The sequence below is a fragment of the Citrobacter sp. RHB36-C18 genome, assembly GCF_013814485.1.
GTDB lineage: Bacteria > Pseudomonadota > Gammaproteobacteria > Enterobacterales > Enterobacteriaceae > Citrobacter > Citrobacter braakii.
The window spans coordinates 4463174-4486185 of record NZ_CP057125.1; the positions used below are offsets into that span (position 1 = coordinate 4463174).

A 23012-nucleotide genomic window follows, 5' to 3' on the forward strand; every position below is an offset into this window, starting at 1 on the left:
GGTTCTCCAGGTTTACAGGCAGGGGTTAAGAACACAATAAACCGGAAGCGGGAGAAGATCGAGAGGATGTTGAGAGGAATATTGCCGGATGGCGGCGTAACCGCCTTATCCGGCACATCATGAACTTAATCGATGTACTTCATTGCCACCCTTGAGGTCAGGCGCGTGATAAGTTCGTAAGCACTTACTTTCGTCATTTCAGCAATGCGTTCAACGGGCAGGCCTTCACCCCACAGGATAACCGAATCGCCGGCTTTATCCTGCGCCTCGGGACCTAAATCGACGCAAATCATATCCATCGCGACGCGACCGACGATCGGCACTTCACGGCCATTGACCAGTACCGGTGTCCCAGACGGCGCAGCGCGCGGATAACCATCGCCATAGCCCATCGCCACCACGCCCAGACGCGTGTCGCGCTCGCTCAGCCAGGTTCCACCATAGCCAACCGGCTCGCCCGCTTTGTGTTCACGCACCGCAATCAGGCTGGAAGTGAGCGACATCACCGGCTGGCAGCCAAAATCGGCACCGATAGAGTGGTTTTCCAACGGCGATACGCCATACAGAATCAGCCCCGGACGCGCCCAGTCGAAGTGAGACTGCGGCCACAGCAGAATACCACCCGACGCGGCGATCGAACGCTGACCCGGTTTACCTGCGCAAAAGCTATTGAAGATATCGAGCTGCTTTTCGGTCGCACCGCACTCAGGCTCGTCCGCACGCGCAAAGTGGCTGACGATATTGACCGGCTGGCGGACGTTTTCGCATTGCGTCAAGCGCTGATAAAACGCCTCGGCCTGCTCCGGACGCACGCCCAGGCGGTGCATTCCCGTGTCGAGCTTCATCCAGACGGTGACCGGTTCAGCCAGTACCGCGGCTTCCAGAGCTTCAAGCTGCTCCTGGTTGTGGACGGCAGTATGCAGACGCTGCGCGGAGATAGTCGGCAGATCGGAAGCATCAAAAAATCCTTCCAGCAGCAGGATGGGCTGCGTGATCCCTCCCGCTCGCAACCGCAGGGCTTCTTCAAGACGAGCGACACCAAAAGCGTCCGCATCGGGGAGCGTTCGCGCGGTCTCTAACAGACCATGGCCGTAAGCGTTCGCTTTCACGACCGCAACCAGTTTACTGGCTGGAGCCAGTTCACGCAGACGTTGCAGGTTGTGTCGCAGAGCGCGGCGGTTAATGACTACAGTTGCCGCTTGCATTTGTATTCCTTGATAAGTATTTGCTTGAGTAACCTGATTCAGTGTTGTTATTCGTCGTCGTACTGCGGGCCAGCATAGTTATCGAAGCGCGACCACTGACCGTTAAACGTCAGGCGCACCGTACCGATCGGGCCGTTACGCTGTTTACCGATAATGATCTCGGCGATGCCTTTCAAGTCGCTGTTTTCGTGATAAACCTCATCACGATAGATAAACATGATTAAGTCGGCATCCTGCTCGATGGAGCCGGACTCACGCAGATCCGAGTTGACCGGACGCTTATCGGCGCGTTGTTCCAGAGAGCGGTTAAGCTGCGACAGCGCCACCACCGGCACATGCAGTTCTTTCGCTAACGCTTTCAGCGAGCGGGAAATTTCAGCAATTTCCAGCGTACGGTTGTCGGAGAGCGACGGCACGCGCATCAGCTGCAGGTAGTCGATCATGATAAGTCCGATACCACCGTGTTCGCGGGCGATACGACGGGCACGTGAGCGCACTTCCGTTGGCGTCAGGCCGGAGGAGTCATCAATATAGATGTTTCGTTTCTCCAGCAAAATACCCATTGTTCCGGAAATTCGCGCCCAGTCTTCATCATCCAGTTGACCGGTACGGATTTTGGTTTGGTCTACACGTGAGAGTGAGGCCAGGGAACGCATCATGATCTGTTCTGAGGGCATTTCAAGACTAAAGATAAGAACCGGCTTATCTTGCAACATCGCCGCATTTTCGACGAGGTTCATTGCAAATGTCGTTTTACCCATCGACGGACGCGCGGCGACGATAATTAAGTCTGACGGCTGCAAACCAGCAGTCTTTTTATTGAGGTCGTCATAACCGGTGTTGACCCCGGTGACACCATCGTGGGGCTGCTGGAACAGCTGTTCGATACGCGCGACGGTAGCGTCGAGCACATCGGTAATATTTTTCGGACCTTCGTCTTTATTGGCGCGACTTTCAGCAATTTTAAAGACGCGGGATTCCGCGAGGTCCAGCAGATCTTCACTGGAACGGCCTTGCGGATCAAACCCGGCTTCCGCGATCTCGTTCGCCACCGAAATCATGTCACGAACAACGGCACGTTCGCGGACAATATCCGCATAGGCACTAATGTTCGCTGCACTTGGCGTATTTTTAGATAACTCAGCCAGGTAAGCAAAACCGCCGACGCTGTCCAGTTGCCCCTGAACTTCCAGCGATTCTGCAAGCGTGATCAGATCGATGGGTTTTCCCATCTCCTGCAGGCGATGCATTTCGGTGAAGATGTGCCGGTGCGGTCGGGTATAAAAATCTTCCGCCACCACACGCTCAGCCACATCGTCCCAGCGCTCGTTATCCAGCATTAAACCGCCCAACACCGACTGTTCCGCTTCAATCGAGTGCGGCGGTACTTTCAGCCCGGCGACCTGGGGATCGCGCTCACGAGCATCAGTCTGTTGTTTGTTGAAGGGTTTATTTCCTGCCATAGTGAATGGAGTTACCGAGATAATGATTGGGTCGAAAGATTACCACATTTCTTTTGGAGGAAGCATGGCAACACGTATTGAATTTCACAAGCATGGTGGCCCTGATGTACTCAAGGCAGTGGAGTTTACGCCCGTAGACCCGGCGGAAAATGAAATCCAGGTCGAGAACAAAGCGATTGGGATCAACTATATCGACACCTATATCCGCAGTGGTCTTTATCCGCCGCCTTCTCTGCCCAGCGGTCTGGGTACCGAAGCCGCAGGCGTGGTCAGTAAAGTCGGTAGCAAAGTGACGCACATTAAAGCCGGCGATCGCGTGGTTTACGCTCAGTCTCCCCTGGGCGCCTACAGCTCAGTGCATAACGTCCCGGCGGATAAAACCGCTATTTTGCCCAACGCTATCTCGTTTGAACAAGCTGCCGCCTCATTTCTTAAAGGGCTCACCGTTTTTTATCTGTTGCGTAAGACCTATGAAATTCAGCCCGATGAACCATTTTTATTCCATGCGGCAGCAGGCGGCGTCGGTATGATTGCCTGCCAGTGGGCAAAAGCATTGGGTGCGAAGCTGATTGGCACCGTCGGTAATGCGCAAAAAGCGCAAATTGCGCTGCAGGCCGGCGCATGGCAGGTCATTAACTATCGTGAAGAGAGCATTGTAGAACGTGTAAAAGAGATCACTGGCGGTAAAAAAGTGCGGGTGGTGTATGACTCGGTGGGGAAAGATACCTGGGAAGCCTCACTGGATTGCCTGCAGCGCCGGGGGCTCATGGTCAGCTTTGGTAATGCTTCCGGACCGGTGACTGGCGTTAACTTAGGCATTCTGAATCAGAAAGGTTCGCTGTACGTGACTCGCCCTTCACTCCAGGGTTACATCACCAACCACCATGAATTAACCGAAGCCAGCAATGAGCTTTTCTCGCTGATTGCCAGCGGAGTGATCAAAGTGGATGTCGCACCGGGCCAGACGTTCGCACTGCACGACGCGCAGCGTGCTCATGAAGTGCTGGAAAGCCGGGCCACACAGGGGTCGAGTTTGTTGATCCCGTAACGCCCTCATTTCCGCTAAATAATTCAAGCCGCCAACAAACCTGCGGTTTGAATTATGAAGGGGGAAGAAAGAATTAGGGCTTCCCGTAGGAAGCCCTTTCTTTTTTTAGTTCGGCTGTATGTAGGGTACAGCTCGATGAATTCGTTAACCTGGCAATAGTGACAGATTTGATAATCAATTCCTATTTGCTTCTAAAGGCAATGTTGCAGGTTGTGACACACCGCTCAATACCTTAGTAAAATCGACGGTTATTGCGCTGATACTGTGGGACTTTTGGCGTTTTTATCGCCTTGATAACCCACACCACGGCAACGGCTAATAACAGCCAGGGCAACAGTTTAATCATCAACGCAAATAGTCCGCCCAAAAACATCACCGCAGTGGCTACCACCAATGCGGCCAGCACTCCCAGCAAAGATACGCCGGTGACCATCAACATGATAAAAAATCCAATCACAAAAAGTAGTTCCAGCATGGCTCTCTCCCGAAATGAAATACTCTCCACAGCTTTACAAGAAACATGCCAAAATTAATATATTGATTTATAAAGCAAACGCCCCGCGACGAAGCGCAGGGCGTGGTGAAATTCACTAACTTTTGGCGAAAACTTAACGTTTGTCTGCCACCAGCTTCAGCGCATGTTCCAGAACCTCAATATCTGCCCCGGCTTTATGCGCATTTTCGCTCAGATAGCGACGCCACTGCCGTGCCCCTGGAATCCCCTGAAACAGTCCCAGCATATGGCGCGTGACATGCCCCAAATAGGTTCCTTTACTCAGTTCACGCTCAATATACGGATACATCGCACGCACTACGGCGACCGGATCGGCATCTTCGCTGGTGACAGCAAAAATCTCGCGGTCAACGGACGCCAGAATGCCTGGGTTTTGATAAGCTTCGCGCCCCACCATCACGCCATCCATATGTTGCAGATGGATTTTCGCTTCTTCCAGCGATTTTATGCCACCGTTAATCGACATCGTCAGATGCGGAAAATCGCGCTTTAGCTGGTAAACACGGTCATAATCCAGCGGTGGGATTTCGCGGTTTTCTTTCGGGCTTAACCCGGACAACCAAGCCTTACGGGCGTGGATGATAAACATCTCACATTCACCGTTACCGGAGACCGTGTTGATGAAATCGCACAGGAATTCGTAGCTGTCCTGGTCATCAATACCGATACGGGTTTTCACCGTTACCGGAATCGATACCACATCGCGCATCGCTTTGACGCAATCAGCGACCAGTTGCGCATTTCCCATCAGACAGGCACCAAACATTCCATTCTGTACACGATCGGAAGGGCAACCCACGTTGAGGTTAATTTCGTCATAGCCCCGTTGTTCAGCAAGCTTTGCGCACTGCGCCAGCGCAGCCGGATCGCTCCCGCCCAGTTGCAAAGCGACCGGATGTTCTTCTTCGCTATACGCCAGATAATCGCCTTTACCATGAATGATCGCGCCGGTGGTTACCATCTCCGTATAGAGCAGCGTCTGGCGGGACAGTAAGCGCAAAAAGTAGCGGCAATGTCTGTCCGTCCAGTCGAGCATCGGCGCGATAGAAAAACGATGAGCGGGAAAAGCGATAGACTGAGATTCAGGCAGCATGGCGAATATTCAAGCATCCGGTTAAAAAAGGGGCGCTACTATAGCATAGACCGTTACGATAGTGAGCCACATCCTCGCAGTTCCCCCTCCCTGCTCCCCGACAAGCGCTATTTACGCCCCGGTTTTCCGTCGTGAGATCCAAAAAACTGCGGCGGATGGTCGACCCAACGGTCCTCACGCGTGGCGGCATAAACCGGATTAAGCGGATAATAAATACGATTGTATTTTTTGTTTGCCTCACCCACGACCAGCAGACGTACCTCTTCACTGGTGTTATTGATAAAGGTGTGACACACGCCGGTGCCCGCCGGGAAACCGACGCTGTCGCCCGGTTCCAGCTTCCATAAATAACCGTTAATCCAGGCTTCAGGATATCCTTCCAGCACATAGATAAACTCTTCCTCATCGCTTTCAGCGTGCGGATACGAGGTGCGCCGGCCCGGCGGCAGGCGCTCATGATGAATGCCGAGTCGCCCTAACCCCAGCTTGCGGGCAAGCGGCGCACCTATGGAAAACAGCTCATCGCTGTCGGGATAGGTGGAGTCATCAGCCCCCTCAACTTCACGCCAGTGACGAATACAATCGGGTCTTTTCATGATTATTTTCCAGTATTGCGATGGGTCAGGTATAGCACACCGTGGTGGATCTCGGTGTTTTAAACAGAACATGTTAAAGTAAGGGATTAACCTTGCACGCAAATCGAGGCGCCAAATGGACAAAACCACCACGCAGGACTTATTGGCTCAAGCTGAAAAACTCTGTGCGCAACGCAACGTACGGCTTACGCCACAACGCCTCGAAGTGCTGCGCCTGATGAGCCTGCAGGAAGGCGCAATCAGCGCTTACGACCTACTTGACCTGTTGCGGGAAACCGAGCCGCAGGCCAAGCCGCCGACCGTGTATCGTGCGCTCGATTTTCTGCTGGAACAAGGGTTTGTGCACAAGGTGGAATCCACCAACAGCTATGTGCTTTGCCATCTGTTCGATCAGCCAACCCACAGTTCCGCAATGTTCATTTGCGACCGCTGTGGTGTGGTAAAAGAAGAGTGCGCGGAAGGCGTGGAAGACATCATGCATACGCTGGCAGCAAAAATGGGCTTTGCCCTGCGACATAACGTTATTGAAGCCCATGGACTGTGCCCGGCCTGTGTGGAGGTTGAGTCATGTCGTCACCCTGGCGAATGCCAGCATGACCATACGATTCAGGTGAAGAAGAAAGTTGGGCGTTAAGCGGGTGGGAGAGCGTACATCCTTGTACTCTCAGGAGGGAAGGGTTAATTACCAGCGGTAATCATTACGTTTTTCCCAATCGGTCACTTCTTTCTCCGCCTGATCTTTCGCGTAACCGTAACGCTCCTGGACTTTACCGACCAGTTGGTCACGTTTACCTTCAATGACCGTCATATCATCATCGGTCAGTTTGCCCCATTGCTCTTTCACTTTACCTTTAAACTGCTTCCAGTTGCCGCCGACTTCGTCTTTATTCATCATCAAGTCCTCATCGTTAGGTTGTGAATAGCGAGAGTGCCATGTCCAGACACATGCTGTTTTTGCTGGACGTGAGAATAAGTGTAGTCAGGGATTCTGGGTTTTATTTACTATTCGGAATTTTTAACCATCCGCTCAGGCAAACCAGGTTCCATTACGCCAGTGACGCCGCCAGATAAAGGCCAGGGAAAGCCCACGCAGTGCGAGAAAAACGGTTAACGCCAGCCACAAACCATGATTTCCCAGCAACGGTAAAGCCAGTAGCGTTAATGCGAATCCTGCTGCGGCAACGGCCATACTGTTGCGCATTTCTGCAGCCCGTGTCGCTCCAATAAACATACCGTCGAGCAGATAACACCACACTCCCACTAGCGGCAAAACCACCTGCCAGAAAAGATAGCGATCGGCCAAAAGTTGGATTTGCGGCAGCGAGGTCAGCAGCGCAACAATCTGCTCGCCAAACAGGGCATAAACCAGCGAAAAAAGAATAGCCACAATACCGGACTGTCGACAGGCCGCCCGCCAGACATCAAGCAACTGGCTGCCATCCCTCGCCCCATAGGCCTGACCCGAATGCGCTTCCACAGCATAGGCAAATCCATCCAGCGCGTAGGCGGTAAACGTCAGCAGAGTCATCAGAACGGCGTTAACCGCGATGATATCGCCTCCCAAACGCGCGCCAAGAACCGTAATGGCCCCAAAGCAGAGCTGTAGCAGCAGAGAACGCAGCATGATGTCGCGGTTGAGCGCCAGCAAACGACGGAAGTTGCCACGCCACGCCAGCTTCAACATTGCCAGCGAAATTCCACGCATATGCAGGACTTTGCGTACCATCATCAGGCCAATCAGCAGCGTGGCATATTCGGCAATCACCGTCGCCAACGCCGCCCCCTGCACGTTCATATGCAGGCCCATTACCAGCCATAAATCGAGCACAATGTTGAGAATATTGCCGACAATCAACAGGATAACTGGCGCGCGCGCATACTGAACGCCAAGCAACCAGCCGAGCAGCACCAGATTCGCCAGCGACGCAGGTGCGCTTAACCAGCGGATTTCCAGGAAGCGTCGGGCCTGCTCCAGTACCGCCTCACTTCCGCCGACAATGTGCAGAACCAGATCGATAATCGGCGTACGAAACAGTGCGATAAGCAGCCCCACGCCCAGCGCCAGCAATAGCGGCTGCACCAACGCGCGCGCCAGCGCCTGCGGATTTTTCGCGCCAAATGCCTGCGCGGTAAGGCCGGTGGTACTCATGCGCAAAAAAAGTAGCACCATAAAGAGAAAGCTGGTCGCCGTGGCGCCAACAGCAACGCCGCCAAGATAGACCGGACTATCCAGATGACCAATCACCGCGGTATCCACCAGTCCCAACAGGGGAACGGTGATATTGGAGAAGATCATCGGTAAGGCGAGGTGCCAGAGTGCTTTATCAGAAGAGGTAAAGAAAGGCATACAGGAGAGCCTGAGAAGAAGTTAGATGTACTGAAAAAAGATGCTGTGTAGGCCCGGTAAGCGTAGCGCCCCCGGGCAAGTTGCCGGATAGCGACGTAAACGTCTTACCCGGGCTACAGGGAATCAACAGAAAATTACAGCCATTCACCGTTACGAATGACGCCTACCGCCAACCCTTCAATAGTGAAGTTTTGCTCGCGCAGGTCGACAACAATAGGTTTAAATTCGCTGTTTTCAGGCAGGAGTTCAACCTTGTTGCCCTGCTTTTTCAGGCGCTTAACGGTGACTTCGTCGTCGATACGGGCAACAACAACCTGACCGTTACGCACATCCTGAGTTTTATGCACAGCCAGTAAATCACCGTCCATAATACCGATGTCTTTCATCGACATACCGCTGACGCGCAGCAGAAAATCGGCGTTCGGTTTGAACAGTGAAGGATCGACCTGATAGTGGCCTTCGATGTGCTGCTGCGCCAGCAGTGGCTCGCCTGCCGCTACGCGTCCGACAAGCGGTAACCCTTCTTCTTCTTCCTGCAGCAGTCGAATACCGCGCGATGCGCCGGATACAATTTCAAGGACGCCTTTACGCGCAAGCGCTTTCAGGTGTTCTTCAGCGGCGTTTGGGGAACGGAACCCCAAACGCTGCGCGATCTCCGCACGCGTCGGTGGCATACCTGTCTGGCTGATGTGATCCCTAATGAGATCAAACACCTCTTGCTGCCTGGCCGTTAACGCTTTCATTCCGCCCCCTGGGTGTATATACAGTTATGCTGTGAGTATATACAGCTAAAGGTGATTTTGGAACCGCAAACTGCACAAAAAACAGGAGATTTATGCAGTTGTGGAATCTTTATCGCAAATGCGACCACAACAGGATGCCCCAGGTGATCAGAGCGACAAAAATAGACAGCAATACCGCTGCCGAGCCCATATCTTTCGCCCGACCGGAAAGTTCGTGATACTCAGAGCCAATACGGTCAACCACCGCCTCAATCGCACTGTTGAGGATTTCAACGATCATCACCAGCATCACGGAACCAATCAACAGCACGCGGGTAATGGCGTCAACGTCCAGCCAGCAGGCGATGGCTACGCCCAACAGTACGGCAACGCTTTCCTGGCGGAATGCCGCCTCATTGATCCATGCGGCGCGAAAACCTTTCCAGGAATAGCCTGCAGCTTTGATAATTCGGGTGAATCCAGTGGTATTATTGGCCATCAAAAAGAACCTTTTTACATTATTAGCGTCAATGTCATTGTAACGTTACCCCGTTTGTTTCAGGGTGTGGCAAAGCAGCGCGAAGTATGACCGGATACACCAGAAATTCACTAAACTTTCTGATATCCTTGCAGCGCATTTGCATTATTAACCAGAGGCTTTACATCGTTTATGTCCGGCTGGCCACGAATTTACTACAAATTACTGAATTTACCATTAAGCGTCCTGGTAAAAAGCAAGTCTATTCCGGCAGAACCTGCCCCGGAATTGGGGCTCGATACTTCGCGTCCCATTATGTACGTCCTACCGTACAATTCAAAAGCAGACTTGCTGACGCTGCGTGCCCAATGTCTGGTGCACGATCTCCCGGATCCCCTGGAACCGCTGGAGATAGACGGAACTCTGCTGCCGCGCTACGTGTTTATTCACGGCGGCCCGCGCGTGTTCACCTATTACACGCCGAAAGAAGAGTCCATTAAGCTGTTCCATAACTATCTCGACTTGCATCGCAGCAATCCAGACCTGGATGTGCAAATGGTGCCAGTTTCGGTGATGTTTGGCCGTGCGCCTGGGCGTGAAAAAGGCGAGGTCAATCCGCCGCTGCGCATGCTGAACGGCGTACAGAAATTCTTTGCTGTGTCCTGGCTGGGTCGCGACAGTTTTGTCCGCTTCTCCCCGTCGGTCTCCCTGCGTCGCATGGCGGACGAACACGGTACGGATAAAATCATCGCTCAGAAGCTGGCTCGCGTGGCGCGCATGCACTTTGCTCGTCAGCGTCTGGCCGCAGTCGGCCCGCGCCTCCCTGCCCGCCAGGACCTGTTCAATAAACTGCTGGCCTCAAAAGCTATCGCTCGCGCGGTAGAAGATGAAGCGCGCAGTAAAAAAATCTCCCACGAAAAAGCGCAGCAAAATGCCATTGCGCTGATGGAAGAGATTGCCGCCAACTTCTCCTACGAGATGATTCGTCTGACAGACCGTATTCTGGGCTTTACCTGGAACCGTCTGTATCAGGGGATTAACGTTCACAATGCGGAGCGTGTACGTCAGTTGGCGCACGATGGGCACGAAATCGTCTATGTTCCGTGCCACCGCAGCCATATGGACTATATGCTGCTGTCGTACGTTCTGTACCACCAGGGGCTGGTTCCGCCGCACATCGCTGCCGGTATCAACCTGAACTTCTGGCCAGCAGGTCCGATTTTCCGTCGTCTGGGCGCGTTCTTTATTCGTCGTACCTTCAAGGGCAACAAGCTCTATTCCACCGTTTTCCGCGAATACCTGGGCGAGCTGTTCAGCCGCGGCTACTCGGTTGAATACTTTGTCGAAGGAGGCCGTTCACGTACCGGGCGTCTGCTCGACCCGAAAACCGGCACGCTGTCGATGACCATTCAGGCGATGCTGCGCGGCGGTACGCGTCCGATTACCCTCGTACCCATCTACATCGGCTATGAGCACGTAATGGAAGTGGGCACGTACGCGAAAGAGCTGCGTGGCGCGACGAAAGAGAAAGAGAGTTTGCCGCAAATGCTGCGTGGCTTGAGCAAGCTGCGTAATCTGGGTCAGGGTTATGTCAACTTTGGCGAACCGATGCCATTGATGACTTACCTCAACCAGCATGTACCGGAGTGGCGTGAATCGATCGATCCTATCGAGTCCATCCGCCCGGCCTGGCTGACGCCGACAGTGAATAACATTGCCGCCGATCTGATGGTACGCATTAACAATGCAGGCGCGGCCAATGCCATGAACCTGTGCTGTACCGCGCTGTTGGCCTCCCGCCAGCGCTCTCTGACCCGTGAGCAACTGACTGAACAGCTCGACTGCTATCTGAGTCTGCTGCGCAACGTGCCGTACGCGGCGGATGCTACGGTTCCTGCGCAGAGCGCCAGTGAATTGATCGACCATGCCTTACAGATGAATAAGTTTGAGGTCGAGAAAGACACCATCGGTGACATCATCATTCTGCCGCGCGAGCAGGCGGTATTGATGACGTATTACCGCAACAACATTGCGCATATGCTGGTTCTGCCTTCGTTAATGGCAGCCATTGTGACTCAGCATCGTCGTATTTCACGCGCCGCGCTACAACAGCATATTGATGCGCTGTATCCGATGCTGAAAGCAGAGCTGTTCTTACGTTGGGAGCGTGATGAACTCACCGGAGTGATTGACGAACTGGCCAGCGAAATGCAGCGCCAGGGACTGATCGCCCTGAACGATGACGAACTGCATATCAATCCGGCCCGCTCTCGTACGCTACAGCTGTTGGCGGCGGGTGCTCGCGAGACGTTGCAACGCTACGCCATTACCTTCTGGCTACTGAGCGCGAACCCGTCTATCAACCGTGGCACGCTGGAGAAAGAGAGCCGCACCGTGGCGCAACGCCTCTCCGTACTGCACGGCATTAACGCGCCGGAATTCTTCGATAAAGCCGTGTTCAGCTCTCTGGTGCTGACGCTGCGTGACGAGGGATTCATCAGCGATACCGGAGATGCCGAACCGGAAGAGACAATGAAGATCTATCAGATGTTGGCCGAACTGGTCACGTCAGATGTGCGTCTGACCATCGAGAGCGCCACACAGGGCGAGTAAGCATAAAAAAACCGGTCGAAATGAAATGACCGGTTTTTTATTTTGCAGGCTAAGCCAAACTCAAAAATGCCAGTAGCTCATCGCCAGCCCTAAGAACAGCACCAGACCGACGTAGTTATTGTTCATAAACGCTTTAAAACAGGCACCACGCTCGCGATTGACGATCAGTTTTTGCTGATATACAAATAGCGCGCCAGCCACCAGCAGAGACCAGTAATAACCCAGTCCCAGCCCGTTTAGCCAACCCACCAGCGCCATCAGCACCAGTACGCCCACCTGCAGGATACCAATGATCAGCTTGTCGTTTTGACCGAACAGAATCGCGGTCGATTTAATGCCGATCTTCAGGTCATCATCGCGGTCAACCATCGCATATTGGGTGTCGTAGGCCACCGCCCAGAGAATATTGGCGAGGAACATCAGCCAGCAGCTCAGCGGTACGGACTCGCTCACGGCGGCGAACGCCATCGGGATCGACCAGCCAAACGCCGCCCCCAGCACCACCTGCGGCAGGTGCGTATAGCGTTTCATGAACGGGTAAACCCACGCCAGCGCTAACGCCGCAACGGACAACAAAATGGTCATCGTGTTGAGCGTCAAAACCAGCAGGAAGGCCAGCAGTACCAATACGACGAACAGCGTTCGGGCCTCTTTTTCAGTGACGGCCCCGCTCGGCAACGGGCGATTTGCGGTGCGCTTAACGTGTCCGTCAAATTTCCTGTCGGCATAATCATTCACCACGCAGCCGGCGGCGCGCATTAACCAAACGCCAGCGACAAACACCGCCAGGATCCACATTTGCGGCATGCCTGGGGTTGCCACCCACAATGCCCACAGCGTAGGCCAGAGCAGCAGTAAGGCACCGATTGGCTTATCCGTACGCATCAAGCGGTGAAATGCCAGCAGCTTATTCTGCGTCAGACTCCACTCCATCTTTATCTTCCTCTCAGTACAACGGCGATGCAGGTAGAAAAAGCTCGGTAAGCATCAGCGGCTTACCGCTCAGCCGCAGGCGGGAACGGCGCCCCCACAGCGCTGCATCGCGGCCAATCTCAATAAAATCTCGGGTCAATGTCGATGATGTAAACAGGTAACGTCCGAGCGGGGTTTTCCCCAGATTTTGTAAGGCCAGCTCAGGGCCGCACAAGGTTGATTCAGGCACCACGGTCCGCCCGGCAAGCCAGGGTTCACCATCCGCGCATAACAGGATCTCACGTAACCAATAACGGGACTCTTTAGGCAGCAGCGGCAGCTCTTCAGGCACCTCATTTTGCCCAACGAATGCTTCGCGAATCAACGTTACGGTGACCTGTTTTCCCTGCTGCTCAAAACGTTTAGTCATGGAATCTTCCAGTAACAACCAGTCGAGCAGTTGGGCGTCCAGCGCCGGGATCGCATCAAAATAACGCAGCGCACGCAGTTGCGTTAACGCAGGGTGTGGCATGCCTTACTCTCCGATTTATAACTTGAAGGCATTGTATCGCAGAAAATGCATTACGGGGTGAGCAAACACAATTAAGTGATCGCCAGAGCAACATAAGTGTAACAATTAGCACCGAAGGATAAAAAAAGGTGCGCCAGGAGACGCACCAGTTGTTGCAAAATCAACAATGCGGGGCGATGTTTACCCCTTGCCTTTTACACTGCTGATAAAGGTGGATCGGGCAGATTTGGATCCCAGACGCTCAGCTTCATCAAGCAGCTTCAGCGCTTTATCGACATCGCCTTTCGCAACGGCATCCTTAATGCCCTGGTTAAAATAACTTTCCGTGTCGTTCAGCATCGGCTCACTTTTCTTCACCGGTTGTGGCGCTGGAGCAGCAACGGCTGCTGCCGGAGCCGCATAGGTCACCGCAGGCGCGGCGGTATTGCCCACCGTGACAGGACCAGGGCCGGATGAGCCAAACAGCGGCCCGACCAGAACACTGGAGGAGGAGCTGGTTTTGACTTTCAGTTTCAGTAAACCGTCGGTGGTATGACGGGCGATCGGGTCTGGAATATCCGGAATAGCGTTACCTACGCCCTTGGCATAGGCTTTTGCCGGGTCAAGCAGGGTTGTGGTCTGCTGGAGATCTTTATCAGTGGTAAAGACCAAAACATAGAGTTTTTGCTGACCCAGCGCTGGCGTCAGACGCATTACCCCTTCCAGACGATCGGCACTCATCACGCCGGGCTCCTGGTAGGTAAAATAGCTGCTGGGGAAGAACGCAGATGGCGTCATGTTTTGGTCAAGAATTAATACGTTTGGCGCAAATACGCTGGTTTGTTTATTCACTTCACTGGACAGCGTCAGAGTGAGCTCGCCAATATTCGCCGGGACGCTATACGCAGCGACCGGGCCAGTAATACCGGCGACATCCAGACGCTGACCCGCTGTCGCAAGCGGCGAAGACTGGGTTTTGGATTGATCAACAGGCGTCCAGGTTAACTGCTGCAGCGCAGCAGTGGGAATAGATGGGGCCGCGGTGGTGTTCTGCGGAACAATATTCACATCGGCCAGGCTGATGCCAGGTACGCTGGCAAATAACCCTGCAGATAAACAAAGGGCAACGAGACTTTTCTTCATTTTCATTGTTATCACCTCAGATAGCATGGGTTCAGCGGTGGCCAGGCAATAGCGCGCTAAACCGTAATCAAGAGGGGCTTGCGCCCCTCTTTCGGTCTTTACGTCAGGTTAGTGCTGAATTACCACCAGATTTCCATCTGGGCACCGAAGGACCACTCATCGTTGTCGCCACGGCTGGTTGTGCTGAGACCTGAGTTCGTTGCCGCTGCGAATTTGGTTACGTCGTTACCATTTTTGATGTAACCCCACTCTTCATCCCATTTTGCATAGGTTGCGAAGACGCGGATTGCCGGACGAGACCAGATGCTGTCACCCGCCTGCCATTGTTGGGCCAGGGTGATTTTGTACTGGCTGTTGCGATCGCTGGTCTGCTGAGATTTGACGTTGTCGTAACCGACTTCCAGCAGGGTGCTCATGATTGGCGTCCATTTATACATCGGGCGAATACCGACGGTGTACCATTCGGTCCCCAGGTCGTTATCCATGTCGAGGTTCTGGTACATACCGACGTACATCAGGTCCCACTTGTCGCCCAGGGAGATTGCACCGTGGTCCAGCACGCGGAACAGGCTACCGTTGTTATTCACAACATTGTTGGCATAGTTGGTTTTAACGCCAGTAACGGGATCTTCAATGGTCGTAGTGGAAGAACCATAAGAACCCTGGTTCAGGCCTTTGCCCTGGGTGGTCATGGAATCTGTGGCGTACTGAACGACAAACTTGTTGTAGCCCTTCAGCATGCTCTGGGTATGTTCAGCGGTGAACATCCAACCATCTTTAGATGCGCCGTCCGCCAGCCTGTAATCATCGGTGGTATTCGCGCGACCATAGTCAACGCCCAGTTCCAACATCCCATCCGGGTTAGTTGCCAACTGCGCTAAACGAACGTCAAATACATCGTTCGCGGTGTCTTTGGTACGATCATAGATATTCTGGCTGCTGAAAGCGTATGAACCACCCGCTTCCTGTGAACGGCTCGCCGCCAAAGACAGTTTACCGAAGCCCAGATCGATGTTTTCAATACCGGCGCCAGGACCTGAAATATCCCAGTAGTAGAAGTCGATCATGTGTACGTCATGACGCTGGTAGAAGCGCTTACCGGCCCAGATAGTGGAGCCTGGCAGCCATTCGATCAGGTTTTTACCCTGCACGTTTGCTTCACGGAATGCCGGGTCTGTGCCTTCCCAGTCATTCTGCTGTGCGACGGAGTAAGCAACGTTGGTGTCGAAGTAGAAGCTCTTATCGCCTTCTTTCCACACTTCCTGACCTAATTTGATTTCCGCATAGGTTTCACATTCGTTACCAAGACGGTATTTACTTTGTGCACCGGTTGCCTGGAAACACTGTTGTTCACCGCCACTCCCTGTCCAGCCAATACCGGAACGAGCGTAACCGTGGAAATCTACAGCCATTGCCTGAACAGACATAATGCCTGCTGCTACAGCAACCGCCAGAGGGAGTTTGCGCAGAGTAATCATCGTTCTATCTCCTGAGATCATTGCTTTTCTTTAAACGCGTCCCCCTTCGGGCTGCCTCTTTGTTGGCTGCGTTCTTTCACCCCAGTCGCGTACTCTTTGTACACTCCCGGGGATTCATTTACTTGCCGCCTCGATGTAGCTTCGAATGGCTTTGCGTTTCGTTTTTTATGGGGACCTTAAACGCCCGGCTCTTGATGCAACCGACGACATGCAGTGCCATCCTCACGGAACAGATGGCAACGCTCTGGCGGCAGGCCGATGGCGAATGTGGCACCCTCTTCTACCAACACCACGTCGTTCTGGCGGTAAACCAGGTTTTGACGGATGGCGGGGATCTGGATATGAATTTGAGTTTCGTGACCAAGCTGCTCGACCACCTGCACTTCACCTTCGAGGGTGACATCGGCGATATCGCTGGGCAGCAGATGTTCCGGGCGGATACCTAAAGACATGTTGGCACCAACCTGTACCGCATGGCTGTCCACCGGTAGCCATATTTGCTGGCGGTTTGGCAGTTCAACCTGCACTTGATCGATGGCCGTCCCGGTGACTTTCACCGGCAGGAAGTTCATCTTCGGCGAGCCAATAAAGCCCGCCACAAAGCGGTCAGCCGGATAGTGGTATAGCTCCAGCGGTTTGCCGACCTGCGCCACGCGACCAGCATCCAGCACCACAATTTTGTCGGCCAGCGTCATCGCTTCGACCTGATCGTGGGTGACGTAAATCATCGTGCGGCCCAGACGTTTATGCAGGCGGGAGATTTCAATACGCATTTGCACACGCAGAGCGGCGTCGAGGTTCGACAGCGGTTCATCCAGCAGGAATACGCGTGGCTCGGCAACCAGCGTTCGGCCAATCGCCACACGCTGACGTTGCCCGCCGGAAAGCGCTTTCGGTTTACGCTCCAGCAGGTGCGCCAGTTGCAGAACTTCCGCGACCTGATTCACGCGCTGATTCATCACCTCTTTTTTTGCGCCAGCCAGTTTGAGGCCAAACGACATGTTTTCTGCGACGGATAAATGGGGATACAACGCGTAGGACTGAAAGACCATGCCCACGCCGCGTTCGGCGGGGGGAATGTCGTTCATCCGGGTCTCCCCGATAAACAGGTCGCCACTGGTGATGGTTTCAAGTCCGGCGATCATACGCAGCAAGGTCGACTTACCGCAGCCTGACGGTCCGACAAACACCACGAATTCCCCTTCGTGAATGTCGAGATTGATATCTTTCGATACCACCACGTCACCCCAGGCTTTCGTTACATTTCGCAGCTGTACGCTCGCCATGCCCTTCTCCCTTCGTTACAACCTGTCATCGACAGCAACATTCATGATGGGCTGACTATGCGTGATCCCTTGACTGCGTGAATCCTCCACCCCCGGCTTTTTTATGGGGGAGGAGGCGGGAGGATGAGAGAACAGCGTCTGAGACCCGGGCCGTACGCCGCGGAGGAATTTCGTGATGCAGCCTGCAAAAATCAGTGGGTTTTTATGTGCGCCAGTACGCAATACTCACATTTATGTAACACAGATCACATAAAGAGCGGGTGGGGCGTAGGGGTAAGGAGGATGGAAAGAGGTTGTCGTATAAAGAAACTAGTAACCGTTAAGCCACCTCTGCAAAATCACCAAACAGGATGGGAACTATGAAAATCAAAACTGGCGCACGCATCCTCGCATTGTCTGCATTAACGACGATGATGTTTTCCGCCTCGGCTCTCGCCAAGATTGAAGAAGGTAAGCTGGTTATCTGGATTAACGGCGACAAAGGCTATAACGGCCTCGCTGAAGTGGGCAAAAAATTCGAGAAAGACACCGGTATCAAAGTCACCATTGAGCACCCGGACAAACTGGAAGAGAAGTTCCCACAGGTTGCCGCGACTGGCGACGGCCCGGACATCATCTTCTGGGCACATGACCGTTTTGGCGGCTACGCTCAGTCTGGCCTGCTGGCTGAAATCACCCCAGATAAAGCGTTCCAGGACAAACTCTATCCGTTCACCTGGGATGCCGTACGCTATAACGGCAAACTGATTGCCTACCCGATTGCGGTTGAAGCGCTGTCGTTGATTTATAACAAAGACCTCGTTCCAAACCCGCCAAAAACCTGGGAAGAAATTCCTGCGCTGGATAAAGAGCTGAAGGCGAAAGGAAAATCCGCGCTGATGTTCAACCTGCAAGAACCGTACTTCACCTGGCCGCTGATTGCCGCCGACGGCGGTTACGCGTTCAAGTTTGAAAACGGCAAGTACGACGTGAAAGACGTGGGCGTGGACAACGCGGGCGCAAAAGCGGGTCTGACCTTCCTGGTTGATCTGATCAAGAACAAACACATGAACGCGGATACCGATTACTCCATCGCCGAAGCGGCCTTTAACAAAGGTGACACCGCGATGACCATCAACGGTCCGTGGGCGTGGTCCAACATCGATAAGAGCAAGGTGAATTACGGCGTTGCCCTGCTGCCAACCTTCAAGGGTAAACCGTCCAAACCGTTCGTGGGCGTTCTGAGCGCAGGTATCAACGCTGCCAGCCCGAACAAAGAACTGGCAAAAGAGTTCCTCGAAAACTACCTGCTGACCGATCAGGGTCTGGATGAAGTGAATAAGGACAAACCGCTGGGCGCGGTTGCGCTGAAATCCTTCCAGGATCAGTTAGCAAAAGACCCGCGTATCGCGGCCACCATGGATAACGCCCAGAAAGGCGAGATCATGCCGAACATCCCGCAGATGTCCGCATTCTGGTATGCCGTTCGTACCGCAGTGATCAACGCAGCCAGCGGCCGTCAGACCGTCGATGCCGCGCTGAAAGATGCACAAGGTCGTATCACCAAGTAATACGGTTTCCCTTATTTCTTAGGGAATCAGGTTTATTGAATACGTTGTTACGCGAAATCACTCGCGCTACATCGAGGCGGCAAGGAGGCAAATCCCCAGGAGCTTACATAAGTAAGTGACTGGGGTGAGCTTCCGCAGCCAACAAAGAGGTAGTGCGAAGGATAAAGCGTAAAGAGGATTGATCCCCATGGATGTCATTAAAAAGAAACACTGGTGGCAAAGCGACCGGCTGAAATGGTCAGTGATGGGTCTGCTTGGGCTGCTGGTCGGTTACCTTGTTGTTTTGATGTATGCTCAGGGGGAGTACCTGTTTGCCATCATGACGCTGATTTTAAGCTCTGCTGGCCTGTATATTTTTGCTAACCGTAAAGCCTACGCCTGGCGCTATGTTTACCCAGGCGTTGCAGGGATGGGGCTGTTTGTCCTGTTTCCGCTAATTTGTACTATCGCAATTGCCTTTACCAACTACAGCAGCACCAACCAACTGACCTTTGAACGTGCTCAGGAAGTCCTGATGGACCGTTCTTATCAGGCGGGGAAAACCTACAACTTCGGCCTGTATCCGACGGGTACGCAGTGGCAACTGGCCCTCACCGACGGAGAAACCGGCAAGAATTATCTCTCCGACGCCTTTAAATTTGGCGGCGAACAGAAACTGCAGTTGAAAGAAGCCGAGGCGCTGCCAGCGGGCGAACGTGCGACGCTGCGTGTCATTACGCAAAATCGCCAGGCGTTAACCCAACTCACCGCCATCCTGCCGGATGAAAGCAAAGTGATTATGAGTTCACTGCGCCAGTTTTCCGGCACGCAGCCACTCTATACGCTCGCTGATGACGGCACGCTTACCAACAGCCAAAGCGGCGTAAAATACCGCGCCAACAACGATATTGGTTATTATCAGGCAATTAACGCTGACGGTAGCTGGGGTAACGAAAAACTCAGCCCAGGCTATACCGTTGCCATCGGTTGGGACAACTTCACCCGCGTATTTACCGACGAAGGCATTCAGAAACCGTTCTTCGCCATCTTTGTCTGGACGGTGGTCTTCTCCGTTCTGACCGTGATCCTCACCGTGGCCGTGGGGATGGTACTGGCCTGTCTCGTACAGTGGGAGTCTCTCAAAGGCAAAGCGATTTACCGTGTCCTGCTGATTCTGCCGTATGCCGTACCGTCGTTTATTTCAATTCTGATTTTCAAAGGGCTGTTCAACCAGAGCTTCGGTGAAATCAACATGATGCTGAGCGCACTGTTTGGCATCAAACCGGCCTGGTTCAGCGACCCAACCACCGCGCGTTCGATGATTATTATCGTCAACACCTGGCTTGGTTACCCGTACATGATGATCCTGTGCATGGGTCTGCTTAAAGCGATCCCTGACGACCTGTATGAAGCGTCGGCGATGGATGGTGCAGGTCCGTTCCAGAACTTCTTTAAGATTACGTTGCCGCTGCTGATTAAGCCGCTGACGCCGCTGATGATCGCCAGCTTCGCCTTTAACTTTAACAACTTCGTGCTGATTCAACTGTTGACCAACGGTGGTCCAGACCGTCTTGGTACCACCACGCCAGCAGGCTATACCGACCTGCTCGTGAGCTACACCTACCGTATCGCCTTCGAAGGCGGCGGTGGTCAGGACTTCGGTCTGGCGGCGGCGATTGCCACGCTGATCTTCCTGCTGGTCGGTGCGCTGGCCATCGTGAACCTGAAAGCCACGCGTATGAAGTTTGATTAAGGGAGACAACGAACATGGCTATGGTACAACCCAAATCTCAGAAACTGCGTCTCTTAACAACGCACTTGCTGCTGCTGATTTTCATTGCAGCGATCATGTTCCCGCTGCTGATGGTTATCGCTATCTCGCTGCGTGAAGGTAACTTTGCCACCGGCAGCCTGATCCCGGAAAACATCTCCTGGGAACACTGGAAACTGGCGCTGGGCTTTAGCGTTGAGCATGCGGATGGCCGCGTGACGCCGCCGCCGTTCCCGGTGCTGTTATGGCTGTGGAACTCGGTGAAAGTAGCCACCATTACCGCGATCGGTATCGTGACGCTTTCCACCACCTGCGCTTACGCCTTTGCCCGTATGCGCTTCCCGGGCAAAGCAACCCTGCTGAAAGGGATGCTGATATTCCAGATGTTCCCGGCGGTGCTGTCTCTGGTCGCGTTGTATGCTTTGTTTGACCGCCTGGGCCAGTACATTCCGTTTATTGGTCTGAACACTCACGGCGGCGTGATCTTCGCCTATCTCGGCGGTATTGCGCTGCATGTGTGGACGATTAAGGGCTATTTCGAAACCATCGACGGTTCGCTGGAAGAAGCGGCCGCGCTGGATGGCGCAACGCCATGGCAGGCATTCCGCCTGGTGTTGCTGCCGCTTTCCGTTCCGATTCTGGCGGTCGTGTTTATTCTGTCTTTCATTGCCGCGATTACCGAAGTACCGGTCGCATCACTGCTGCTGCGTGATGTGAACAGCTATACCCTTGCGGTAGGTATGCAGCAGTACCTCAATCCACAGAACTATTTGTGGGGCGACTTTGCCGCCGCAGCTGTACTTTCAGCCATTCCTATCACTCTGGTGTTCCTGCTGGCACAGCGCTGGTTGGTCAACGGACTGACGGCGGGTGGTGTGAAAGGTTAAGTTTTACCGAAGTAACTGCCCGGCAACGGGCAATGCCACTGCAACCCTCAACTTATGTTATCCCAACCTGTGACTGTTATTCGGCGCTCTACGGAGCGCCCTTTTTTTATGTTATTTTGCATTACGCTTACGATTATTTCCTTTCGTGCCCCCATCACTGCAATTCAATTTTTCGCCTGAAACTCGACAAATTAAACAGAATGAGTTTGGCGCAGGCGTTATCGTCATCGGCGTGATCAACCTTAGCTTTACCGTATTGGCGATCATGACGGTGGATAAATTTGAAGAACTGTGGGAACCCGCGGCGGAGAAAACCCAGCCGGCCTCTGCGCAGTAATTTTTACCCAAAACACGCCGCAGCCCAATTGCGGCGTGTTGTCTTTTACTCTCGCTTCAGCCGTTTGGAATTACACAGCCACAGGGTGATCACCAGCAGCAGGATCGCCGCAGAATAGATCAGCACATCCATCGGCGCTTTATGATCGACAATGATCAGCCGCACAATCGCAGTGATCCCGATATAGACAAAGTAGCGCAGCGGAAAGTGAAAACCTGACTGAAAGTACTTCACAATCAGCGCGATAAATTCAAAGTAGAGAAAGTAAACCACCAGCCCTTCCACCAGTTCATACTTGCTGGTTTGTTCCGGCGCGAACAGCACATCCGCCAGATGCAGCGTTTCTTTCCCGAGGAATACGACCAGAATCAGGCCCAGACTCAGCAACCCCAGATTCAACACGGTCTGTAAAATAGTGGAGATAAACTCCACGCGCGGACGAGATAGCGACGTCATAACAGCACCTCTTACTCAGTGGCAAGGTTCCTGTATAACGCAAAAATGTGACAGAGATCTACATTTTTTGTTTATATTTTGTGCAAGAAAGGTCAGCAGGGAATGATGTATTTCACGACACATTTCACAGGATGAATTATGCAGCTCAGACAATCCGCTGTTCGCAACGTTACCTGCGGTGAGAACGTGGTGATCTATGAACCCGCAAATCTCTACGACTGCACATTAGGGGACAACGTTTTTGTCGGACCATTTGTTGAAATCCAGGGTAATACGCAGATTGGCGCAGACAGCAAAATTCAGTCGCACACCTTCATCTGCGAATATGTCACCCTCGGCGCTCGCTGTTTTATCGGTCACGGCGTGATGTTCGCCAACGATATGTTTCGCGAAGGAAAACCCAATGCCGACCGCAACAGTTGGGGACGTATTACGATTGGCGACGATGTCTCGATCGGCAGCGGAGCGACCATTCTGGCGGTCACTATCTGTGATGGCGTGGTCGTCGGCGCGGGGAGCGTGGTGACCAAATCGATCACCGAGAAAGGCGTGTATGCGGGAAATCCGGCAAAATTATTACGTCGTTTATAGAGCCGGATAAGCGCAGGTCCCATCCGGCCATC

Annotated in this window: 23 protein-coding genes; 8 read left to right on the forward strand and 15 right to left on the reverse strand. The window is 53.4% G+C overall.

Annotated elements, in window-relative coordinates:
• Window positions 1-125: 125 nt before the first annotated feature.
• Together alr and dnaB are read right to left on the reverse strand one after the other, a co-directional pair.
• The gene (gene alr, locus HVZ52_RS21170; protein WP_016155354.1) at window positions 126-1205 is read right to left on the reverse strand and encodes an alanine racemase; all 1080 of its coding nucleotides are present in this window, start codon (window positions 1203-1205) and stop codon (window positions 126-128) included.
• Between the two features lie 47 nt (window positions 1206-1252).
• On the reverse strand, window positions 1253-2668 hold the full coding sequence (gene dnaB / locus HVZ52_RS21175; protein WP_003826610.1) for a replicative DNA helicase: 1416 nt from the start codon (window positions 2666-2668) through the stop codon (window positions 1253-1255).
• 64 nt (window positions 2669-2732) lie between these two features.
• On the opposite strand from dnaB, the gene HVZ52_RS21180 reads away from it, so the two are divergent.
• Window positions 2733-3716, forward strand: coding sequence for a quinone oxidoreductase (locus HVZ52_RS21180; RefSeq protein ID WP_016155445.1), 984 nt, complete (start codon window positions 2733-2735; stop codon window positions 3714-3716).
• Between the two features lie 232 nt (window positions 3717-3948).
• Here the strand turns inward: HVZ52_RS21180 and pspG are convergent, their stop codons facing one another.
• The 3 genes from pspG to HVZ52_RS21195 form a co-directional block, all read right to left on the reverse strand.
• Window positions 3949-4191 carry an envelope stress response protein PspG gene (pspG, locus tag HVZ52_RS21185; RefSeq protein WP_181598662.1) on the reverse strand — a complete coding sequence of 81 codons (243 nt, stop codon included), beginning with the start codon at window positions 4189-4191 and terminating at the stop codon, window positions 3949-3951.
• 133 nt (window positions 4192-4324) lie between these two features.
• Window positions 4325-5323, reverse strand: coding sequence for a tRNA dihydrouridine(20/20a) synthase DusA (gene dusA / locus HVZ52_RS21190; protein ID WP_181598663.1), 999 nt, complete (start codon window positions 5321-5323; stop codon window positions 4325-4327).
• Window positions 5324-5430: 107 nt separating this feature from the next.
• On the reverse strand, window positions 5431-5919 hold the full coding sequence (locus HVZ52_RS21195) for a cupin domain-containing protein (protein ID WP_016155350.1): 489 nt from the start codon (window positions 5917-5919) through the stop codon (window positions 5431-5433).
• A 115-nt stretch (window positions 5920-6034) separates the two neighbouring features.
• Between HVZ52_RS21195 and zur the strand changes: the two genes are divergently transcribed.
• A complete protein-coding gene (gene zur, locus HVZ52_RS21200; protein ID WP_065554812.1) occupies window positions 6035-6553 on the forward strand; it encodes a zinc uptake transcriptional repressor Zur in 519 nt (172 codons plus the stop codon).
• Between the two features lie 48 nt (window positions 6554-6601).
• Here zur and HVZ52_RS21205 read toward each other — a convergent pair whose 3' ends face one another.
• From HVZ52_RS21205 to HVZ52_RS21220, 4 genes are all read right to left on the reverse strand, one after another.
• The gene (locus tag HVZ52_RS21205) at window positions 6602-6811 is read right to left on the reverse strand and encodes a CsbD family protein (protein ID WP_019077869.1); all 210 of its coding nucleotides are present in this window, start codon (window positions 6809-6811) and stop codon (window positions 6602-6604) included.
• Between the two features lie 135 nt (window positions 6812-6946).
• Window positions 6947-8266, reverse strand: a complete 1320-nt coding sequence (gene dinF / locus HVZ52_RS21210) for an MATE family efflux transporter DinF (protein ID WP_181598664.1) — start codon at window positions 8264-8266, stop codon at window positions 6947-6949.
• A 134-nt stretch (window positions 8267-8400) separates the two neighbouring features.
• The gene (gene lexA / locus HVZ52_RS21215; RefSeq protein ID WP_003826596.1) at window positions 8401-9009 is read right to left on the reverse strand and encodes a transcriptional repressor LexA; all 609 of its coding nucleotides are present in this window, start codon (window positions 9007-9009) and stop codon (window positions 8401-8403) included.
• 109 nt (window positions 9010-9118) lie between these two features.
• The gene (locus HVZ52_RS21220) at window positions 9119-9487 is read right to left on the reverse strand and encodes a diacylglycerol kinase (protein WP_003826594.1); all 369 of its coding nucleotides are present in this window, start codon (window positions 9485-9487) and stop codon (window positions 9119-9121) included.
• A gap of 171 nt (window positions 9488-9658) precedes the next feature.
• On the opposite strand from HVZ52_RS21220, the gene plsB reads away from it, so the two are divergent.
• Window positions 9659-12079 carry a glycerol-3-phosphate 1-O-acyltransferase PlsB gene (plsB, locus tag HVZ52_RS21225; RefSeq protein ID WP_181598665.1) on the forward strand — a complete coding sequence of 807 codons (2421 nt, stop codon included), beginning with the start codon at window positions 9659-9661 and terminating at the stop codon, window positions 12077-12079.
• Window positions 12080-12139: 60 nt separating this feature from the next.
• Here plsB and ubiA read toward each other — a convergent pair whose 3' ends face one another.
• The 5 genes from ubiA to malK form a co-directional block, all read right to left on the reverse strand.
• Window positions 12140-13012 (reverse strand): 4-hydroxybenzoate octaprenyltransferase, encoded by an 873-nt coding sequence (gene ubiA / locus HVZ52_RS21230; protein ID WP_181598666.1) that lies wholly within the window; start codon window positions 13010-13012, stop codon window positions 12140-12142.
• Window positions 13013-13025: 13 nt separating this feature from the next.
• Window positions 13026-13523 (reverse strand): chorismate lyase, encoded by a 498-nt coding sequence (gene ubiC, locus HVZ52_RS21235; protein WP_016155346.1) that lies wholly within the window; start codon window positions 13521-13523, stop codon window positions 13026-13028.
• 180 nt (window positions 13524-13703) lie between these two features.
• Window positions 13704-14651, reverse strand: a complete 948-nt coding sequence (gene malM / locus HVZ52_RS21240) for a maltose operon protein MalM (RefSeq protein ID WP_181598667.1) — start codon at window positions 14649-14651, stop codon at window positions 13704-13706.
• 113 nt (window positions 14652-14764) lie between these two features.
• Window positions 14765-16123 carry a maltoporin gene (locus HVZ52_RS21245; RefSeq protein ID WP_016155344.1) on the reverse strand — a complete coding sequence of 453 codons (1359 nt, stop codon included), beginning with the start codon at window positions 16121-16123 and terminating at the stop codon, window positions 14765-14767.
• 176 nt (window positions 16124-16299) lie between these two features.
• Window positions 16300-17409 carry a maltose/maltodextrin ABC transporter ATP-binding protein MalK gene (gene malK / locus HVZ52_RS21250; protein WP_016155343.1) on the reverse strand — a complete coding sequence of 370 codons (1110 nt, stop codon included), beginning with the start codon at window positions 17407-17409 and terminating at the stop codon, window positions 16300-16302.
• 359 nt (window positions 17410-17768) lie between these two features.
• Here malK and malE point away from each other — a divergent pair, with 359 nt between their 5' ends.
• The 4 genes from malE (at window position 17769) to HVZ52_RS21270 (ending at window position 21933) form a co-directional block, all read left to right on the forward strand.
• A complete protein-coding gene (gene malE / locus HVZ52_RS21255; RefSeq protein WP_016155342.1) occupies window positions 17769-18959 on the forward strand; it encodes a maltose/maltodextrin ABC transporter substrate-binding protein MalE in 1191 nt (396 codons plus the stop codon).
• 187 nt (window positions 18960-19146) lie between these two features.
• The gene (gene malF, locus HVZ52_RS21260; protein ID WP_131380484.1) at window positions 19147-20691 is read left to right on the forward strand and encodes a maltose ABC transporter permease MalF; all 1545 of its coding nucleotides are present in this window, start codon (window positions 19147-19149) and stop codon (window positions 20689-20691) included.
• Between the two features lie 14 nt (window positions 20692-20705).
• Window positions 20706-21596: a maltose ABC transporter permease MalG gene (gene malG, locus HVZ52_RS21265; protein WP_016155340.1), complete on the forward strand. Its 891-nt coding sequence runs from the start codon at window positions 20706-20708 to the stop codon at window positions 21594-21596.
• Between the two features lie 145 nt (window positions 21597-21741).
• Window positions 21742-21933 (forward strand): hypothetical protein, encoded by a 192-nt coding sequence (locus HVZ52_RS21270; protein WP_175392775.1) that lies wholly within the window; start codon window positions 21742-21744, stop codon window positions 21931-21933.
• A gap of 45 nt (window positions 21934-21978) precedes the next feature.
• Here the strand turns inward: HVZ52_RS21270 and psiE are convergent, their stop codons facing one another.
• On the reverse strand, window positions 21979-22389 hold the full coding sequence (gene psiE, locus HVZ52_RS21275) for a phosphate-starvation-inducible protein PsiE (protein WP_003031674.1): 411 nt from the start codon (window positions 22387-22389) through the stop codon (window positions 21979-21981).
• Between the two features lie 135 nt (window positions 22390-22524).
• Between psiE and HVZ52_RS21280 the strand changes: the two genes are divergently transcribed.
• Window positions 22525-22980 carry an acyltransferase gene (locus HVZ52_RS21280; RefSeq protein ID WP_161784581.1) on the forward strand — a complete coding sequence of 152 codons (456 nt, stop codon included), beginning with the start codon at window positions 22525-22527 and terminating at the stop codon, window positions 22978-22980.
• Window positions 22981-23012: the final 32 nt, after the last annotated feature.

Coding starts and splice junctions, on each gene's coding strand:
- alr (WP_016155354.1), bottom strand. CDS start 1,205: ATGCAAGCGGCAACTGTAGTCATTAACCGCCGCGCTCTGCGACACAAC.
- dnaB (WP_003826610.1), bottom strand. CDS start 2,668: ATGGCAGGAAATAAACCCTTCAACAAACAACAGACTGATGCTCGTGAG.
- HVZ52_RS21180 (WP_016155445.1), top strand. CDS start 2,733: ATGGCAACACGTATTGAATTTCACAAGCATGGTGGCCCTGATGTACTC.
- pspG (WP_181598662.1), bottom strand. CDS start 4,191: ATGCTGGAACTACTTTTTGTGATTGGATTTTTTATCATGTTGATGGTC.
- dusA (WP_181598663.1), bottom strand. CDS start 5,323: ATGCTGCCTGAATCTCAGTCTATCGCTTTTCCCGCTCATCGTTTTTCT.
- HVZ52_RS21195 (WP_016155350.1), bottom strand. CDS start 5,919: ATGAAAAGACCCGATTGTATTCGTCACTGGCGTGAAGTTGAGGGGGCT.
- zur (WP_065554812.1), top strand. CDS start 6,035: ATGGACAAAACCACCACGCAGGACTTATTGGCTCAAGCTGAAAAACTC.
- HVZ52_RS21205 (WP_019077869.1), bottom strand. CDS start 6,811: ATGAATAAAGACGAAGTCGGCGGCAACTGGAAGCAGTTTAAAGGTAAA.
- dinF (WP_181598664.1), bottom strand. CDS start 8,266: ATGCCTTTCTTTACCTCTTCTGATAAAGCACTCTGGCACCTCGCCTTA.
- lexA (WP_003826596.1), bottom strand. CDS start 9,009: ATGAAAGCGTTAACGGCCAGGCAGCAAGAGGTGTTTGATCTCATTAGG.
- HVZ52_RS21220 (WP_003826594.1), bottom strand. CDS start 9,487: ATGGCCAATAATACCACTGGATTCACCCGAATTATCAAAGCTGCAGGC.
- plsB (WP_181598665.1), top strand. CDS start 9,659: ATGTCCGGCTGGCCACGAATTTACTACAAATTACTGAATTTACCATTA.
- ubiA (WP_181598666.1), bottom strand. CDS start 13,012: ATGGAGTGGAGTCTGACGCAGAATAAGCTGCTGGCATTTCACCGCTTG.
- ubiC (WP_016155346.1), bottom strand. CDS start 13,523: ATGCCACACCCTGCGTTAACGCAACTGCGTGCGCTGCGTTATTTTGAT.
- malM (WP_181598667.1), bottom strand. CDS start 14,651: ATGAAAATGAAGAAAAGTCTCGTTGCCCTTTGTTTATCTGCAGGGTTA.
- HVZ52_RS21245 (WP_016155344.1), bottom strand. CDS start 16,123: ATGATTACTCTGCGCAAACTCCCTCTGGCGGTTGCTGTAGCAGCAGGC.
- malK (WP_016155343.1), bottom strand. CDS start 17,409: ATGGCGAGCGTACAGCTGCGAAATGTAACGAAAGCCTGGGGTGACGTG.
- malE (WP_016155342.1), top strand. CDS start 17,769: ATGAAAATCAAAACTGGCGCACGCATCCTCGCATTGTCTGCATTAACG.
- malF (WP_131380484.1), top strand. CDS start 19,147: ATGGATGTCATTAAAAAGAAACACTGGTGGCAAAGCGACCGGCTGAAA.
- malG (WP_016155340.1), top strand. CDS start 20,706: ATGGCTATGGTACAACCCAAATCTCAGAAACTGCGTCTCTTAACAACG.
- psiE (WP_003031674.1), bottom strand. CDS start 22,389: ATGACGTCGCTATCTCGTCCGCGCGTGGAGTTTATCTCCACTATTTTA.